This window comes from Ketobacter alkanivorans (genome assembly GCF_002863865.1).
Classification (GTDB): Bacteria; Pseudomonadota; Gammaproteobacteria; order Pseudomonadales; family Ketobacteraceae; genus Ketobacter; species Ketobacter alkanivorans.
In genome coordinates this window covers 1,275,638-1,293,108 of sequence record NZ_CP022684.1, presented here as the reverse complement: position 1 = coordinate 1,293,108, position 17,471 = coordinate 1,275,638, and the positions used below count along the sequence as shown (strand labels likewise).

The window sequence follows — 17,471 nt, the reverse complement described above, 5'->3', positions numbered from 1 at the left end:
ATTGAGGCAATTGGACAGAACGACATTCAAGGCATTGTTGCTGGGGCTGCTGCTGAGTCAGGGGCTTATCGGATGCGTCACTGAAACCAATGACCCGCTCGCCCAGAACCGTGATCCCGCCAAGGCGGTGCGTATTTATGTTGAGGCAGGCACTCGCTATTTGCAGAGTCGGCAGATGGATAATGCCAATCGCACGCTGCACAGAGCATACGATATTGCGCCAAATGATCCATCGGTGAACAACGCGCTCGCGCTTTTCTATCAGATGGAAGGGGAGGACTCTCAGGCAGAGAAACATTTTGAGAAAGCGCTTTCTAAAGATCCGGGCTTTTCTCAGGCGCACAACAATTATGCGGCCTATTTGTATGGGAAAGGTCGCTATGATGCAGCTATCACCCACTTGGAAAAGGTGGTGAAGGATTATCAGTACCCGCGGCGCTACACTGCGTTCGAGAATCTGGGTATCTGTTATTTGAAGAAGAATGATAAGGAGTCAGCCATTACTGCCTTCAATCGGGCTCTGCAAATGAATCCGAACTTGCCGGTTTCTTTGTTGGAAATGGCATCAATTTCCCTGGATGACGGCAACAATCTACTGGCAGCCCGCTATCTCAAGAAATACGAATCGATAGCCCAGCCCAGCCCCAAGCAGCTGTGGTTGGGTATCCGTTTACAGCGCATCCTGGGTGATAAAGACAAGTTGGCAAGTTATGAACTAGCCTTAAAAAACCTGTTCCCAGGATCGGATGAATACAAAGCATTTAAGGCTTCACTGTAAGATATGACCGCGCTTCCCGGAAAACCTGCAGCAAACGCTACACCGGCTCATGAGTCCGGGGTTGAGGGGTTGGCGGCGACTTCTCCGGGGGCGCGTCTGCAGAAAGGTAGAGAGGCGGCCAAGCTGGACGTGAGTCAGGTTGCGGATTCGTTACACCTTTCACCCGGCGTGGTAAAAGCGCTGGAGGCAGACGATTATCGTGTGTTGCCCAACGCTACCTTTGTCAAAGGCTATATTCGCAGTTATGCCCGCCTGGTGGGGGTGCCTGGAGAAGAGCTGGTGCGCTCCTACGAGGCCATTACTGGTGGTGGCAACCTGAAATCCCCGGAACCGGTTCAGGCGCAGCGTTCAGGCTCTCGATTGGGTGCTCCGTTGCTGGTTGGTGTTGGGGTAGTGCTGATTCTGCTGGTGGTTACGGTGTTTTGGCCCAGTGGCGACGACTCTGTTGTGGATGCGCAGGTGTCAGAGCCAGTGGCAGCCGTGCCCAGCGAAACCATTACCGGAGAATCTATAGCCGACGCAGAGCTGCTGACCCAGGCTGAAGACAGCCAGGAGCCGGAGCCTGAGCCGGAATCCGCTGATGCCTCGAGCGCAGTGTCTGCATCAATCAATGAGCCTGAGCCTGAACCGGTTGAAGTCGCGCCTGTGTCAGTAATGCCTGTTGCTGCCACTGAGGAGCCTGTGGCTGTGGAAGAGCCCGTGGCGGCGACCCCTGTGGTGGCCATGGAGGAAACCCAGTTTGCCACCGGCGTGCTTGACATGACCTTTACCGGAGACTGCTGGGTGGAGGTAAGGGATGGGCGTGGTGACCTGATATACTCCAATCTCAAGCGTCATGGCGAGACTCAGCATCTGGAAGGGGTGCCGCCGTTTGAAGCAAAATTCGGTAACGGTAACGTCGTATCCTTGAGCTACAATGGGCAGCCGGTGTCCTTCCATGTTCCTTCTCATAATGTGGTTAGGGTGCGGCTCGGCGAATAGCGGCCTGCCCTTGTACTCGTAGCAATACACCTCAATAACTCGTAACATACCGCCCTGATCAAAACAGGGTAGGAGTCCGGTAATGCACTTTGAATCACCTATAAAACGTCGTCAGTCTCGCCAAATTATGGTTGGCAATGTCCCTGTGGGTGGTGGCGCGCCAGTCAGCGTGCAAAGTATGACCAATACTGAGACCACCGATGTAGCCGCCACAGTTGGTCAGATTCAGCGCCTGGAAGAGGCCGGTGTGGACATTGTGCGCATCTCCGTTCCCACCATGGATGCAGCCGTTGCCTTCGGTGAAATCAAAAAACAGGTTTCGGTGCCGCTGGTGGCGGACATCCACTTTGATTACAAAATCGCCCTGGCGGTTGCCGAGCAAGGCGTCGATTGCCTGCGCATCAATCCAGGCAACATCGGTCGAGAAGATCGCGTACGGGCTGTGGTGGATTGTGCTCGTGACAAGAACATCCCTATCCGTATCGGTGTGAACGCCGGCTCTCTGGAAAAAGACCTGCAGAAAAAATACGGCGAGCCTACACCCGAGGCCCTTATGGAATCGGCTATGCGCCATGTAGACATACTGGACAAGCTTGATTTTCAGAACTTCAAGTTGAGCCTGAAGGCGTCCAATGTGTTCATGACGGTGGCGGCGTATCGGCTGATCGCCGCCCAGATCGACAACCCCCTGCATCTGGGCGTGACCGAAGCCGGAGGATTGCGTTCAGGTACGGTAAAATCCGCCATCGCTTTGGGGGCATTGCTGATGGAAGGTATCGGCGACACCCTGCGGATCTCGCTGGCGGCGGATCCGGTGGAAGAGGTCAAGGTGGGTTTCGATATCCTGAAAAGCCTTGGTTTGCGCACGAAAGGGATCAACTTTATCGCCTGCCCCAGCTGCTCGCGACAAAACTTTGATGTCATCAGTACGGTTAATGCGCTGGAATCCCGCCTCGAAGACATCAAGACCCCGCTGGACGTGGCCATCATTGGGTGTGTCGTCAATGGCCCGGGTGAGGCCAAAGAGGCCCACATTGGTCTCACCGGTGGTAGCCCCAACAACCTGATCTTTCGTGAAGGCAAGCCCAGCCACAAAGTGGATAATGCCGATCTGATTGACGAGCTGGAGAGAGTAATCCGCACCAAAGCGGCGGAAGCCGACGCGAATTCCGAAGATGGACCGGCAAAAATAACACTCGGAGCTTGATCTGGCTTATAATCGGCCGCTTTTACCCATCTCCGTCAGCGAATAGAGTTAGGAACACCAGAATTGAGTAAGCGAATCAAAGCCATCCGCGGCATGAACGACATACTGCCGCAGGATTCTGCTGTGTGGCAGTACCTCGAGAGCACCGTACGAGCGCTGTTGAACCAGTACAGCTATGGCGAAATCCGTATGCCCATCGTTGAGTACACGGATCTGTTCAAACGCTCCATCGGCGAAGTGACCGACATCGTTGAGAAGGAAATGTACACGTTTCTGGATCGCAACGATGAAAGTCTCACTCTGCGCCCGGAGGGAACTGCCGGTTGTGTGCGAGCAGGAGAAGAAAACGGCCTGCTGTATAACCAGGTGCAGCGTCTGTGGTACATGGGGCCCATGTTCCGTTACGAAAAGCCCCAGAAAGGTCGTTATCGCCAGTTTCACCAGATCGGGGTAGAAACCTTCGGCATGAACGGCCCTGATATTGACGCTGAACTGATCATTATGACTGCGCGTTTGTGGAAAGCACTCGGCATTGCCGATCAGGTATCGCTGCAACTGAACAGTTTGGGTTCCAACGAGGCCCGCGCCCAGTTCCGTGATGCTCTGGTAGCCTTTCTCAACGATCACTTTGATGAACTGGATGAAGACAGCAAGCGCCGAATGGACAGCAATCCTCTGCGGGTGTTGGACAGTAAAGATGAAGGCACACAGGCAGTGCTGAAACATGCACCCAGCCTGCATGACTATCTGGATGACGAGTCCCGCGAGCACTTCGAACAGCTAAAAACAGCGCTGGATGCCGCCGGTGTGCCCTACCAGATCAACCCGAACCTGGTGCGTGGCCTCGACTATTACTGCAAAACCGTGTTCGAATGGGTGACCACTGCACTGGGTGCCCAAGGCACAGTCTGTGCCGGTGGTCGATATGATGGTTTGGTGCAGCAACTGGGCGGTAAGCCTACCCCGGCGGTTGGGTTTGCCATGGGGATCGAGCGTCTGGTCTTGTTGTTGGAAGCCACTGGCGTGGTGCAGCACATCAACAATACGCCGGATGTATACCTTATGTCAGAGGATCCCATACAGGGCTTGCTGCTGGCAGAAAAAGTACGAAACCAATTACCCGATTTGAGAGTCCAATGCCACTGCGGCGGCGGCAAGTTCAAAAAGCAAATCAAGAAAGCCGATGATTCTGGTGCCCGCTTTGCGTTGGTACTGGGGGAAAGCGAAATAACAAACCGGCAGGTGGCCATCAAGTTCTTGCGTGAACAGCGCGAGCAAGTGGTTATCCCGCAGGATCAACTTCAAACCTTTTTTGCAGAAAACCTGATCAGCCAGGAGTAAAAACGTGGACGTTTACACTACCGAAGAACAACAAATAGAAGCGATCAAAAAATGGTGGAAAACCAACGGCAACAGTGTGTTGATTGGGATTGCACTGGCGATCGCGGCCGTTTTGGGTTGGCAGACCTGGAGTCAAAGCACCCAGACCAACCGAGAGGCTGCTGCAGTGCTCTACGGTCAAGTGGTTGAAGCAGCCAAACTGGCAGAGCAGCACCGTCTTTCCGGCAATGCAGAAGAGCTGCAGGGTCAGGTTGCCACGCTTTCCCACCTGGGAGAGCAACTGAAAACCGATTACGTGGGCAGCGAGTACGCCGTGTTTGGTGCCATGATGCTGGGCAAAGAAGCCATGTTGGCGGGCAACAACGAAGCAGCTGCCAGCCAATTGCAATGGGCTATGGCAAACACCGCCAGTGAGCCGACCCGCCTGATTGCCAACCTGCGTCTGGCACGGGTATTGGCGTCCATGGAAAAATACGACGAAGCCTTGAAAGCGCTTGATTCGGTTCAGCCAGGTGCCCAAGCGGATGCTTATGAAGAAGTCCGCGGTGATATCTACGTGGCCATGGGCGATCAGGACAAGGCGCGCGATGCCTACAAGAAAGCCATGAACCTGAGCGCCGATCGTAACGAAGGGCAGAGCCGTCCGATCCTGAAATTTAAGTACGATAACCTGCTGGTGGCGGGAAACTGATGCGCAATTGGTTTCTGGCACTACTGCTGCCCCTGTTTCTGCTGGCCTGCAGCGATGATGAGAACCTGGTTCCACCTTCGCCACTGCCGCAGTTCAAAGCACAGATCACGGTTAAAAAGCTCTGGACCGCCCGCATTGGCGAGGGCGTGGATGAGGCCTATCTGTCTCTGAAGCCTGCGGTGACGGAGCGTTGGGTCTTCGCTGCATCGGCCGAAGGTCAAGTGTTCAAGATTGACCGGCTCACGGGCAAGCGTGAGTGGAGCGTCGATATTGACCGCAATATTACCGGAGGCGTAGGTGCTGCCTACGGTATGGTTGCGGTGGGCACCGCCAATGGTGAGGTTCTTATCCTGAATGAGGATGACGGCAGCGTACTGTGGGAGAAAGCACTCAGCGGTCAGATCCTGTCCGTACCTGCGTTTGGCAGCAATCGGGTGGTGGTGCAAACCATCGATGGTCGCTTGCATGGTCTGGATCGTAACGACGGCAGCACGGTTTGGCTGTTTGATACCAGTATTCCTATTCTGACCCTGCGGGGTGAAAGCAGCCCTGTGGTTATGGGGCGGGCGACATTGGCCGGTTTTGCCAATGGCAAACTGGTGGCCTTGGACACAGAAAGTGGTTTTGTTGCCTGGGAGCGCTTGATTGGTGAATCCAAGGGGCGCTCAGAGTTAGAGCGGCTGAATGACCTTGATGGACGCTTTTGGGTGTCCAGTCAGGTGGCCTATGCCGTTACCTTCCAGGGTGGCTTGGCCGCCATCGACGTTCCCTCGGGCCGGGTACTGTGGACCAAACCCATGTCGTCTTACGCCGGTGTGTCTGAGTTTTTATCCCAGCTGTATGTCGTGGATGAAGACAGCGTTTTGTACGCCAAAGATTCTATATCCGGCACCGATGTCTGGCAGCAAGAACAACTCAAGGGGCGCGGCCTGAGTGCTCCCACTGCCTACGATCGCTATGTATTGGTGGGTGACTATGAAGGCTTTCTGTACTGGCTTTCCTATCAGGATGGCAGCTTCTTGGCACGGGCCAAGGTGGGTGTGAAGCGGTATTCACATGCCAATTATAAAGCACAATCCTTACGTCGTGTTACCGATGCGGCGGATGGCCTGCGCGTAGAACCGGTAGTGTTTGATGACACCGTCTACGTACAGGGCAACAGTGGCGAGCTTGCCGCCTATAAAGCAATCGAGGAAAAATGAAGCCAGTAATCGCGCTAGTGGGGCGGCCCAATGTGGGCAAATCCACCCTGTTCAATCGACTTACCCGTAGCCGGGATGCCATCGTAGCGGACATGCCGGGGCTTACCCGTGACCGTCAGTACGGTGATGCCAGGGTTGGCGAGCGTGAATTCATCGTCATCGATACCGGTGGTATCTCCGGTGACGAGCAGGGTATTGATACCTACATGCGTGATCAATCCATGCAGGCCGTGGAAGAAGCCCATATCGTGCTGTTCATGGTGGATGCTCAGGCTGGCGTTACCCCGGCGGATGAAACGTTGGCGCAGATTCTGCGCGCACGGCAAAAGCCCGTGATGCTGGTGGTAAACAAGATCGATGGCTTGAATCAGGATGTGGTGGTCGCCGATTTCTTCAGCTTGGGCCTGGGCGATCCTTTGGCCATTGCTGCCGCCCATGGGCGTGGTGTTGGCCAGCTTATAGATCATGTATTTGAAGAGCTGCCAGATCCTGTGGAGGAAGAGCTGGATCCAGAGGCCGAGGCGGAGCGGGGCATTAAAATGGCCATCGTGGGCCGCCCCAACGTGGGTAAGTCCACCTTGGTAAATCGTATGTTGGGGGAAGAGCGTGTCATTGTATTTGATATGCCCGGTACCACCCGCGACAGCGTGTATATCCCCTTTGAGCGTCATGGACAGCGCTATACCATCATTGATACCGCTGGCGTGCGCAAGCGCGGCAAGGTTAATGAAACCGTAGAAAAATTCTCCGTCATCAAAACCCTGCAGGCAGTGGAAGACGCCAATGTTGTGGTGATGGTGCTGGATGCCCGCGAAAACATCGTGGATCAGGATCTACATCTGTTGGGCTTTGTTTTGGAAACGGGCCGTTCCCTGGTGATTGCCATCAACAAGTGGGATGGCATGGAGGCTGAGGCCAAAGATCGTATAAAAAGTGAGCTTGAGCGTCGATTGGTGTTTGTGGACTTCGCCAAAATTCACTTTATTTCGGCTAAGCATGGCACTGGAGTGGGCGAGCTGTACAAGTCTATCCAAAAGGCCTACGAAAGCGCCTTTAAAAAGCTGACTACGCCGTTCCTCACCAAGATTCTGGAAGATGCCATATCCGATCATCAGCCACCTATGGTGAATGGTCGTCGGATCAAGTTGCGCTACGCTCACATGGGTGGCAGCAACCCGCCCCTGGTGGTTATTCACGGAAACCAGACCGACAATGTTCCTAAATCCTATAAGCGTTATCTGGAGAACACCTTCCGGCGCATTATGGCCATCGAAGGAACCCCGATTCGCATAGAATTCAAAACTGGTGAAAATCCGTTCGCTGGGCGTCGTAACACCTTGACGCCACGACAGATTCATAAGAAAAAGCGCATGGTGTCGCACCACAAAAAGCTAGAGAAGAAAAAGAAAAAGCGCTAAGGTCGGAGAAAGGTCAATGGCTTGGGCCGTCAGACGAGCATTTGCGGAGCGCTGGCATGGGACAAAAACCTCACACCGATACCAAGACCGCCCTCATACCTGAAGTGCCAGCAGCGCTTCAGGAAGGCGTGATTCAATATCATCTGGAATTTAATCGCGATCATCATATCGATTGCCCGGAGCTATCTGAGCTGAACCGTTGGCGCAGCTATTTATTCCGCCTTGGTCTTATTGGTCAGGATCCTGATCGCTACGGTGGCCTTGGCTACGGTAATGTCAGTCATCGTGGAGCAAGCCTGGGCTTCGTCATTTCTGGAACTCAAACCGGCCATTTGCCTTTGCTGTGTCGCGAACACTATGTGTTGGTGGAAAGCGCCGATGTTCAGTGCAACTCTATTCGCGCTCGCGGCCCGCTTAAGCCTTCCTCGGAAGCCCTTACCCATGCAGCGCTCTACGATGCCAGTGAATCCATACAGTGCGTGATGCACGTGCATTCGCCGTTACTGTGGCAGCGCGCAGAGGCTCTTGATATGGCCGTGACGCCTGCTCGGGTGCCCTATGGCACGCCAGAAATGGCTATGGCCGTGGTGGACTTGGTGCAGGCCTCGCCAGAGGAGGAAGGAGTGATTGCCATGCAGGGGCACGAAGATGGCATCATCGTTTATGCGGAAGACGTTAATGCCGCCGGGTCGCGCTTACTGCAGTTGGTTCTGGATGCTCACAGGTTGGACGAGCATTATTTCACCCAACACTGATGGGGCGTTCTGGATCAGGACGCGTTTGCTTTCAAATAGAACTCTGAGGTGGCCAGGGTTTCGCCTTTGCGATCTGTGACCACTACTTTCCAGCTCCCGCGCATTTTGGCACTGATATTTTTGCTGGCATGGCTGCGCCAGCGGTCGCTGCCCACTGGTATGCGTACACGAGCGACTCGCTTTTCATCGCGATACCAGCTGTAGGTCAGAGTATCGCCTGCTCGCCCGGATAAGTCGGTGTAAAAATACAGTTTCAAAAACCCGTCATCCAAAGCGGTGGTGGAGTTTATCTCCCGAGCGGGCTCCAGCTCTTTTATTCGATCGGTGAGGGCCGCGTGGGTGATGTCTGTATTCAGGATAGTAACCTTAACCTGATAGCTGTCGTCGGCAGCGCTGGGGGTGTGATCGATTACTGCCATGGTATCCGATTCGGTGCGGTTGTCGGCTGCTTCGGGCGTGACTTCTGCGGGCTCAACCGTTACCGCTTCGCTTGTGATTGCTACGGCCTCTTCAGGTGCCGCTTCCTCTGTATCTGCTACTGCATTTGCCGCCGCCGCAGGCTCGGTCGCGAACGTGGTTGTCTGGGCCGGATCTTCTGCCGTTGGAATCGCGGCACTTGGGGCTAGCGCTTCCACTTTGAACGGTGCGTTGCCGGGCTCGTCACTTTTGAACAGGTTGTATAAACCCCAGCCGCTCAATGCCACCACCAACAATACGGTGGCCGCCACGGCATACACGCGGTGCCATAACACTTCTTCGGTGTATTCGGGCGCATTATGTTGGTAATGATTAAATTCGGGGGTGTTTTTTTCGGTCATGACGGTGGCTGCTCTGTACCAAGTGTTCAGGGCACAGAGCATAGCCACTATGAAGGCGTATCACAATGATTCGAGGGGCGCTTTTTGGTGCTGTGCCGATACGGCTTGCCGGGGTTTGCGTGAAACAAACATCAGCAATGGTGGCAGGAAGAAAAAGTCCACCAGCAACGCCACGATGATGGTGCCTGCTGTCAGCAGCCCCATGTCTGCACTGAGACGAAAATCCGACAGTGCCAGTACGCCGAAGTTGGCAGTCAGTATCAGAGTGGTGACGAACAGGGCGGTCCCGACGGTGCGGAAGGCATAGCGGATCGCATCCGGTTCGCTCAAATTCTGCTCTCGCATGGCGCGCAGATATTTGCTGAGGAAGTGCACGGTGTAATCCACTACGATGCCCAGGGTCATACCGGCAACGGCAGAGAGGCCAAGCCCGATTTGCCCTACCAACAGCCCCCACACTCCAAAGCCTACAGCAGCCGGAATCAGATTTGGAATCAGGCTGATCAGCCCGAACTTTACTGAGCGCAGGGCAAAACCGAGGATCAGGGATATGATCAGCAGCGCCAGTGCCGAGCCTTCCAGCATGCTGCGGATGTTACTGTACCCCATGTGGGCAAACATGATGTCGGAGCTGGTGCCGGGGTGGAACATGGTCGACGGCGCATTTTGTTTCAACCACTCCTGAGACCGTCGCTGCAGGCCGAGAATATTGTCGGTAGAAGAATCACCTACGATGGCTGTTATGCGAGTCGATGACTTTGCAGTATCCAACAGGTTGTTTGTGTCGAGTCCAAAGGGCAGTGAAAACTCATACAGCAGTAAGTATTGTGCGGCCAGCTCGCGGTTGTCGGGCAGTTTGTACCAAGCAGGATCATCTCCGTGCATGGTTTTATTGAGCCGTTTCATAATGTCGGTATAGGTGGCCACGTGGATTACTTCCCTCTGGGATTCCAACCAGCGCGCGAACCCTTCCGCCAGTTTTAAAAACTCAGGATCACTGATGCCGCCTTCTTCGCCCGACCTGAGGGAGAACGAAATAGTGTTGTTTGTGGTGAGGTTCTCTCGCACAAAATCAGAATGAATGCGTACCTGGGTGCGTTCATCAAAATATTCTGCCCATACATCATTGAGGCGATTGTCAAACAGGAAAGAGGTGCTCACAACAATCAGTATGCTGGAGACAATAAACACGGGAACCCGGCGCTTGATTACGAAGTTGGCAAGGCGGTCGCTGCTCTGGCCTTGTTTGACTTTGCTGGCCTTGATGTTGAAAGGCAGCAGCATCACCATGGCGGGCAATAGTGCGATGGAGAACAACCAGGCGGCAAATACACCAATGGCCACCACATTTCCAAGATCGCGGAAGGGGGGCGACTCACTGAAATTCAACGACAGAAAGCCAATCACCGTGGTGAGGCTGGTAAGCATCACCGGCTGATAATTGAGGCTTAAGCTTTGCTCCATCGCCTGCTGCTTTTGCATGCCTTTTTGCATGTTCTGGAAGTAGGTAGCCAGCAGGTGCATGCTGTCGGCGATGGCCAGGGTCAGGATCATGGTGGGGGCATTAGCCACCGGTGGGGATATGTGGATACCCAGCCAGGACATGGCACCCATGGCGGCGACGACGGATGTGATGATCACAGCGAGGGTGGTGAGGGTGCCCATTAAACTGGTAATAATGCTGCCACTGGCAACAAACATAAACACCAGAATGCAGGCCATCGCAAACAGGAAGGCGATCGGCACCAGGGTTTTCATGTCGTATAGAGTGGCTTCTTTGAAGGCGTTGTTGTTCATGGCTTTGCCCACCAGGTAGATGTCCACCTGTGGGTATTTCGCTTGAAAGTCAGCCATGAACTCTCGGGCAGACTGTACTACCTGAGGAATGGCTGTGCTTTTGTCCTCCGCCTGATGAAAGTTGGCAATGACGTTAATGCCCGCCACATGGGCCGTGGGCGACAGCAGGCGATTCACCAGTTGGGGCTCTGCCAGTGCGATGGCTTTGGCGTCCGCCAACTCGGCAGCGGAGGCGTTGGCCGGATCGGGAATCAGATCGTCCACCAGCAGATCATCATCTTCGGCGATGGTGTGTTGGAAGTTGGTAATGGAGTCGACCCGTTGGGAGTAGGGCAGCTGCCAGGCCTGTTCAGTCATCTCCGCGATAATCGTCAGGGTGTCCTGGCTGAACACGATGCCGCTCTTGGGGGCGATGGCAAAGAATACGTTGTCTACATTGGTGTAGGTGGTTTGCAGGTCGTGGTAGGCCACCAGGTTGTCGTCACTATCAGGGAAGAACTCTTCGAAATCGGTGGTGACCTGGGGTGGCAGCCCCGCCCCCAAGGCGATCACTATACCCAGGCAAGCCAGGATAATCAGCATGGGGTGATGCACAAAGTAGTGATTGAGACGGTCCTGCAGCATGATGGTTGAACGCCTTTTTATAATTTATGAGCGTGCACGGTTTAGTGTCACAGGTTATCAGGCTAGCCAGAATGTGGCTGGCTCACAAACGAAACCTTTTGTGCTTCAAATGAATAAAACTCATCTGATTGTCGTTGCAGCTGCTCGAACAACCCGAGCAACCAGTGCTTAAATATCTGAATTTCCGGCCGATCCGCATCCTGCGGCCGGTATACCACCCAGTACGACTGGTCTATCTGAAAGTGTATGTCAAAAGGTGCGATCAGGCGGTTTTTCTGCAGCCACGGAAAGGCCATGGGTAGCAGCCCCAGGGCCAAACCCAGGTTTTGCTCCGCAGCGGTAAGGTTACTGAGGTAATTATCCAGGGTCAGCTCTGGGTGGGGGGGGAGGGGCGCCATGCCTACTTCTTCAGCCAGCCGTTGCCAAGGATCCGGCTCCATCGGCAGGTTGATCAGGGTTTTACCCCTGATATCCGCCAGGGTCTGCAGTTGGTGCTGGCGTTGGAATTCCGGTGAGCACACGGGGGTTACCCTGATTTCCATCAGTTTCTCTGCGATCAGTCCGGGCCAGTTGCCGTCACCAAAACGTACCCCTATATCGCAGCCGGATAGGGTGAACTGTTCACTGGCGCTGTAACTGGTTTCAATGCGCAGCTCCACCTCGGGGTGGGCCTGTTGGAAGTGATACAGCTTGGGGATCACGATTTCTGTGGCCATAAAGGGCAGGATATGGGCGCGGATGGAGGGTGCGCCGTGGCGGCGGATTACGTCGTTGGTGGCCCGCTCCAGTTGGGACAGATGCTGATCCACGGCATCCAGCAATTCCAGCCCCGCCGGGGTAAGGCTGAGGGCTCGATTCAGGCGTCTGAACAAATTGAACTGCAGTTGCTCTTCAAGGGCTTTGATTTGATGGCTCACGGCAGACGGAGTGACATTCAACTCGGACGCGGCCAGCTTAAAACTGAGGTGGCGTGCTGCCACCTGAAATACCCGCAGTGCCTGTAGAGAGGGGCCCTTGTATGCCATGGGATGCTGTTCTCGGATGAATGTGAATCATCTGATTGTAGCAGTTTGTTGCCTTAGGCAGGGGGCTCTACTTTATTCACAGAGCAAATCAGTGTGCCTTGGTGCAGCTGGGTTCGAATGGAATCCCCAGGTTGCACTTGGCTGGCCGAGCGCAGGATGTCGCCTTGCTCAGACTTGGTTATAGAGTAACCACGGCTGAGGGTGGCCAAGGGGCTGATCGTATTGAGCCGCAGTGCCAGGTTGCGCAGATCCCGCTTGTTGGCCTCCATGCTGTGGGCAAAGCTGCGTTGCAGGCGCGAGCCCAGGTTGGCGAGATCTTTTTGCCCCGCGCTGATGCGGTGGCTGGGGGTGCGGCTCAGCAGGCGGGCCTGGGCGGTGCCGAGTTCGCTGTGCTGCAACTGCAACTTACGCTTGATGGACTGGCGCAGGCGCAGTTCCAGCTCATCCAGGCGTTGGGCATGTTCTTCCAGGCGCTTGCCGGGGTGCTTGAGTTGGCGTTTGAGCCAGTCCAGTTGTTGTTGTCGCTCCTGTAGGCTGCGGCCTATGTAGGTGGTGAGCCAGTCTTCGTAGCTGCGGATGCTCTCCAACAGTTCTTGGGCGCTGCCGCTTAGCATTTCTGCAGCAGCCGAAGGCGTTGGCGCACGGGCGTCTGCCACAAAATCGGCAATGGTGAAGTCGATCTCATGGCCCACGGCCGACACCACCGGTAATGCGCTGCCTGCAATGGCGCGGGCCACCCGTTCATCGTTGAAACACCATAAATCTTCGAGTGATCCGCCACCCCTGCCTACGATCAACACATCGCATTCCTGGCGTCGATTGGCGCTGGCGATGGCGGCACAAATGTTGGCAGCGGCTTCTTCACCCTGCACCAGGGTGGGATAAAGCACCACTTCAGTCAGTGGAAACCGGCGCTGCAAAACAGACAAAATATCGTGAATGGCGGCCCCTGAGGAGGAGGTGACGACCCCAATGCGGCCAGGGCGGCTGGGAACCGGTTGCTTGCGAGACTCGTCGAACAGACCCTCTTCGGCCAGCTTTGTCTTCAGTTGTTCAAAGGCTCGTTGCAGAGCCCCCAGCCCGGCCTCTTCCATCTGGTCGATGATCAGCTGGTAATCACCACGGGGGGCGAACAGGCTCAGCCTGCCTCTTACCAGAACCTGCATGCCATCTTTGGGGCGAAACTTGAGGCGGATGTTGTTACCGCGAAACATGGCCGCTCGCAGCTGGGCCTGGTCATCTTTCAGGGTCAGATAAATATGGCCGGAACGGGGTTGGGCCAGGTTGGATATCTCGCCTTCCAGCCAAATGGCAGGAAACTGACTCTCCAGCAGGGTCTTGGCGCTGTTGTTCAGCTCCGACACCGAAAATACGTGGCGCTGCTGAGCTTGGGGGGTTTGAATTTCGGAATCGTATGCAGTCATGGCCGCATCATACTCAATTACGTCATTTCGGGCTAGATCACTTGATTTAATAGCAAGATCAGAGCAAAACCTGTTACAGAGTAAATAGTTACGGGTTACAAGCATTAACATAAAAAACGCTATTTTGTGTAAATTTTGGCTGGAAATGGACACCTCTTGGCCCTATCTGTCCCACGGATACAAATGCCTCGAATTGAACTTTGTTAGCATGGTTTAGTAGTTTTCTAATCCTGCACATCATGTATTAATGATCAGAAAACAACTAAGCGGATAACAACAATATTAAATACAGAAGAATCTAGGGTAGGGTAATCTATGAAACTGATAAGACCACTAGGCAGTGCTCTGTTGATGTGTGTCGCAATCGTATTAACCGGTTGTGGCGGCAATGGTGTCGAAGGCCTTTATAATGCAACGACTGCCGATGGCGTGAAAATTGGGATGAAGCGCTATCGTCCGACTCCTAATCACAGCTATCGTTCCGGTATGCCAATCCTGTTGGCTAACGGTATCACTCTGAACAACAACCAATGGGATGTTTATTCTCCATCTTGGCTCAACAGCTACCACTATGAGCTGCCTTCGGACGCGCCTGCCTGGGCTCGTAACGATCCCACCATCCGTAATGACAACCTGAAATACTTCAGCATGGCGCACTATCTGTATCTGCGTGGCTATGACGTATGGATGATGAACTATCGTGGCGTAGGCCGTGATGATTACGCCAGTGAAAATGGCCACGGTAACACTGACCTTGACGTGTGGTGTGCCCTGGATTTCCCTGCTGCGGTAGACAAAGTGCGTTCCGTGACTGGCAAGAAGCCGGTTATCGGTGGTCACTCAACCGGTGGTCTGTGTGCTTACCTGTACCTCCAGGGTATCACCATGGATGCCAACGTTGTGAGAGCTGGTGAATATCTGCCTCACGTAACGTCCAGTGCTGCACTGGCTGCTCAGCGTAACGCCAACGTGTCCGGTTTCATGGGTGTTGACCCTGCTGGCTCACCTATCCTGGCTTATGAGTGGTTGATTGATAACGCTCTGATCTTCGATATTCTGGCTTTGGAAGTGCAGATTGATCTGGATGCGGTAATGCCTTGGGTTATGTCTTTGTTCCCACCTGCCATTACGTCCGGTGCAATTGATCTGGTATTCGTAACCATCGGCAACCTGGCGGATGCGTTCCCCAGCTACTTGCCTCACTGGGCTGACCTGTTCGGTGCTCTGGATTTCTGGAGTGTTGAGAACATGGATCCATATGTAGAAGACTTCACTGGCCGTATCGCGTTCTCCAGCTTCTATCTGGGTGGTATCGCTCAGTACGCTGATTGGGGTATCAACGGTGAATTCCGTGAGCATTGGCAGAATGGCCAGGAAAACCGCAACCTGGTTGTACCACCTGCCCGTACTCCTGGCGATGGCTACTACTACTTCAATGACTATATGTCACGTATGACTGTACCTGCGTTCTCTGTGTTCTCTGCCAGCTCTGGCCTGGTTGACACTGCGACCATGGTTGACACTATCTACAACGGCAAAACCTACAACAGCAAAGATGCGTGGATCGAAGTACCTAATTCCGGTCACGTTGACGTAGTGAACGGTAATGGCGCTCCTACCATTTCCTTCCCTGCAATCGCTAACTGGTTAGATACCCTGTAAGCAATCTGTAAGTATAAAAAATCATCCTGCAATGGGATGAGACAACGAAGGCCTCCCTTATTAGGGGGGCCTTTTTTAGTTACGAGGGGGAGCTTTTTGTTATGCGCCCCTTATTGATGCATAAACAAAAACTTTACCAATAGATACAATTTTTCCTGCCCTCTGGCCTGATTGAACAAAACCCATCTGAAGCGCCTTGCTAGTATGATTTTGTAGTCCATAACAACAAAAACAACCGTTCAGGGTAGGGCAACCAATGAAGATAATAAAAATATCGGGCACAGCCATGCTGGTGTGCTTTGTTTTTCTGATTACAGGGTGCGGCGGCGCTGGTGTCGAAGGGCTCTATAACGCCACCACGGCTGATGGTGTGAAGATCGGGATGAAACGCTATCGTCCTACTCCCCGGCATAGCTATCGCTCCGGAATGCCGATACTGCTGGCCAACGGCATCACCATGAACAACAACCAATGGGATACGTATTCACCGCCCTGGTTGAACAGCTATCACTATGAGCTGCCATCGAATGCGCCTGCCTGGGCTCGTAACGATCCCACTATCCGTGATGACAACCTGAAATACTTCAGCATGGCCCACTATCTGTATCTGCGCGGCTATGACGTATGGATGATGAACTATCGAGGTGTGGGCCGTGATGACTACGCCAGTGAAGACGGTCATGGCAACACCGACCTTGATGTTTGGTGTGCTTTGGATTTCCCCGCGGCGGTAGACAAAGTGCGTGCGGTAACTGGCAAGAAACCGGTGATTGGCGGCCACTCCACTGGCGGTTTGTGCGCCTACCTTTACCTTCAAGGCATCACCATGGATGCCAATGTCGTGAAAGCCGGAGAATACCTGCCCCATGTGACCTCCAGTGCGGCACTGGCGGCCCAGCGTAATGCCAATGTGTCTGGTTTTGTGGGGGTTGATCCTGCAGGTTCGCCGATTCTGGCCTATGAGTGGCTGATCGATAACGCCTTGATATTCGATATCCTTGCCCTGGAAGTTCTGATTGACCTTGATGCCATCATGCCGTGGGTGTTGTCGTTGGTGCCACCGGCCATCACCTCCGGGGCAGTTAACCTGGTGTTTACGATTATCGGCAACTTGGCGGATGCGTTCCCCAGCTATCTGCCTCATTGGGCTGATTTGTTCGGTGCTCTGGATTTCTGGAGCGTTGAGAACATGGATCCATATGCTGAGGATTTCGTTGCCCGAATTGCGCTATCGAGTTTCTATCTTGGCGGCATTGCCCAATATGCTGACTGGGGCATCAACGGCGAATTCAGAGAACACTGGCAAAATGGACAGGAGAATGCCAATCGAGTGGTGCCCCCTGGCCGCACACCCGGTGATGGTTACTATTACTTCAACGACTATATGTCGCGGATGACGGTACCGGCTTTTTCGGTGTTCTCATCTCACTCAGGCTTGGTGGATACCGCTACCATGGTGGATACCATCTACAACGGAAAAACCTATAACAGCAAAGACGCATGGATCGAAGTGCCCAACTCAGGCCATGTGGATATTGTAAACGGAAACAGTGCTCCCACCATCTCGTTTCCGGCCATAGCTGATTGGATGGATAGCCTCTAGGTCGAAATGGCCTGTTCACCGATGTGGACAGGCCATTTTGGTTAATGGTCTATGCCACAGCGCTCTCCTGTATTGCCCAGACTCTTGCCCAGCGATTAATGTAGCAGCACATTTGAAGGCTCTATCAGTGGCCTTTCGGTTTGTG

General features: G+C 54.0%; 14 protein-coding genes. 10 read left to right on the top strand and 4 right to left on the bottom strand.

What is annotated here, in order from left to right; all coding sequences use genetic code 11:
- Positions 1-10 precede the first annotated feature (10 nt).
- From pilW to Kalk_RS05425, 8 genes are all read left to right on the top strand, one after another.
- Positions 11-778: a type IV pilus biogenesis/stability protein PilW gene (gene pilW, locus Kalk_RS05460; RefSeq protein ID WP_158643321.1), complete on the top strand. Its 768-nt coding sequence runs from the start codon at positions 11-13 to the stop codon at positions 776-778.
- 3 nt (positions 779-781) lie between these two features.
- Entirely contained in the window at positions 782-1,759 is a 978-nt protein-coding gene (locus tag Kalk_RS05455; protein ID WP_101893242.1) for a RodZ domain-containing protein, read from the top strand.
- An 82-nt stretch (positions 1,760-1,841) separates the two neighbouring features.
- On the top strand, positions 1,842-2,966 hold the full coding sequence (gene ispG / locus Kalk_RS05450) for a flavodoxin-dependent (E)-4-hydroxy-3-methylbut-2-enyl-diphosphate synthase (RefSeq protein ID WP_101893241.1): 1,125 nt from the start codon (positions 1,842-1,844) through the stop codon (positions 2,964-2,966).
- A 63-nt stretch (positions 2,967-3,029) separates the two neighbouring features.
- On the top strand, positions 3,030-4,307 hold the full coding sequence (hisS, locus tag Kalk_RS05445) for a histidine--tRNA ligase (RefSeq protein WP_101893240.1): 1,278 nt from the start codon (positions 3,030-3,032) through the stop codon (positions 4,305-4,307).
- Positions 4,308-4,311: 4 nt separating this feature from the next.
- Entirely contained in the window at positions 4,312-4,998 is a 687-nt protein-coding gene (locus Kalk_RS05440; RefSeq protein ID WP_101893239.1) for a YfgM family protein, read from the top strand.
- On the top strand, positions 4,998-6,200 hold the full coding sequence (gene bamB, locus Kalk_RS05435) for an outer membrane protein assembly factor BamB (protein WP_101893238.1): 1,203 nt from the start codon (positions 4,998-5,000) through the stop codon (positions 6,198-6,200). The genes Kalk_RS05440 and bamB overlap by 1 nt, the downstream gene beginning before the upstream one ends.
- A complete protein-coding gene (der, locus tag Kalk_RS05430; protein ID WP_101893237.1) occupies positions 6,197-7,618 on the top strand; it encodes a ribosome biogenesis GTPase Der in 1,422 nt (473 codons plus the stop codon). Before bamB ends, der begins: the two co-directional genes overlap by 4 nt.
- A gap of 56 nt (positions 7,619-7,674) precedes the next feature.
- Positions 7,675-8,373 (top strand): class II aldolase/adducin family protein, encoded by a 699-nt coding sequence (locus tag Kalk_RS05425; RefSeq protein ID WP_101893236.1) that lies wholly within the window; start codon positions 7,675-7,677, stop codon positions 8,371-8,373.
- A gap of 14 nt (positions 8,374-8,387) precedes the next feature.
- Here Kalk_RS05425 and Kalk_RS05420 read toward each other — a convergent pair whose 3' ends face one another.
- From Kalk_RS05420 to xseA, 4 genes are all read right to left on the bottom strand, one after another.
- The gene (locus tag Kalk_RS05420; RefSeq protein ID WP_158643320.1) at positions 8,388-9,191 is read right to left on the bottom strand and encodes a DUF2914 domain-containing protein; all 804 of its coding nucleotides are present in this window, start codon (positions 9,189-9,191) and stop codon (positions 8,388-8,390) included.
- Between the two features lie 60 nt (positions 9,192-9,251).
- Positions 9,252-11,612: an efflux RND transporter permease subunit gene (locus Kalk_RS05415; RefSeq protein ID WP_101893234.1), complete on the bottom strand. Its 2,361-nt coding sequence runs from the start codon at positions 11,610-11,612 to the stop codon at positions 9,252-9,254.
- A gap of 62 nt (positions 11,613-11,674) precedes the next feature.
- Positions 11,675-12,637, bottom strand: coding sequence for a LysR substrate-binding domain-containing protein (locus Kalk_RS05410; protein WP_101893233.1), 963 nt, complete (start codon positions 12,635-12,637; stop codon positions 11,675-11,677).
- Between the two features lie 53 nt (positions 12,638-12,690).
- Entirely contained in the window at positions 12,691-14,061 is a 1,371-nt protein-coding gene (gene xseA, locus Kalk_RS05405; protein ID WP_101896222.1) for an exodeoxyribonuclease VII large subunit, read from the bottom strand.
- A gap of 315 nt (positions 14,062-14,376) precedes the next feature.
- Here xseA and Kalk_RS05400 point away from each other — a divergent pair, with 315 nt between their 5' ends.
- Together Kalk_RS05400 and Kalk_RS05395 are read left to right on the top strand one after the other, a co-directional pair.
- The gene (locus tag Kalk_RS05400; RefSeq protein ID WP_101893232.1) at positions 14,377-15,723 is read left to right on the top strand and encodes an alpha/beta hydrolase; all 1,347 of its coding nucleotides are present in this window, start codon (positions 14,377-14,379) and stop codon (positions 15,721-15,723) included.
- 256 nt (positions 15,724-15,979) lie between these two features.
- A complete protein-coding gene (locus Kalk_RS05395; RefSeq protein WP_101893231.1) occupies positions 15,980-17,326 on the top strand; it encodes an alpha/beta hydrolase in 1,347 nt (448 codons plus the stop codon).
- Positions 17,327-17,471: the final 145 nt, after the last annotated feature.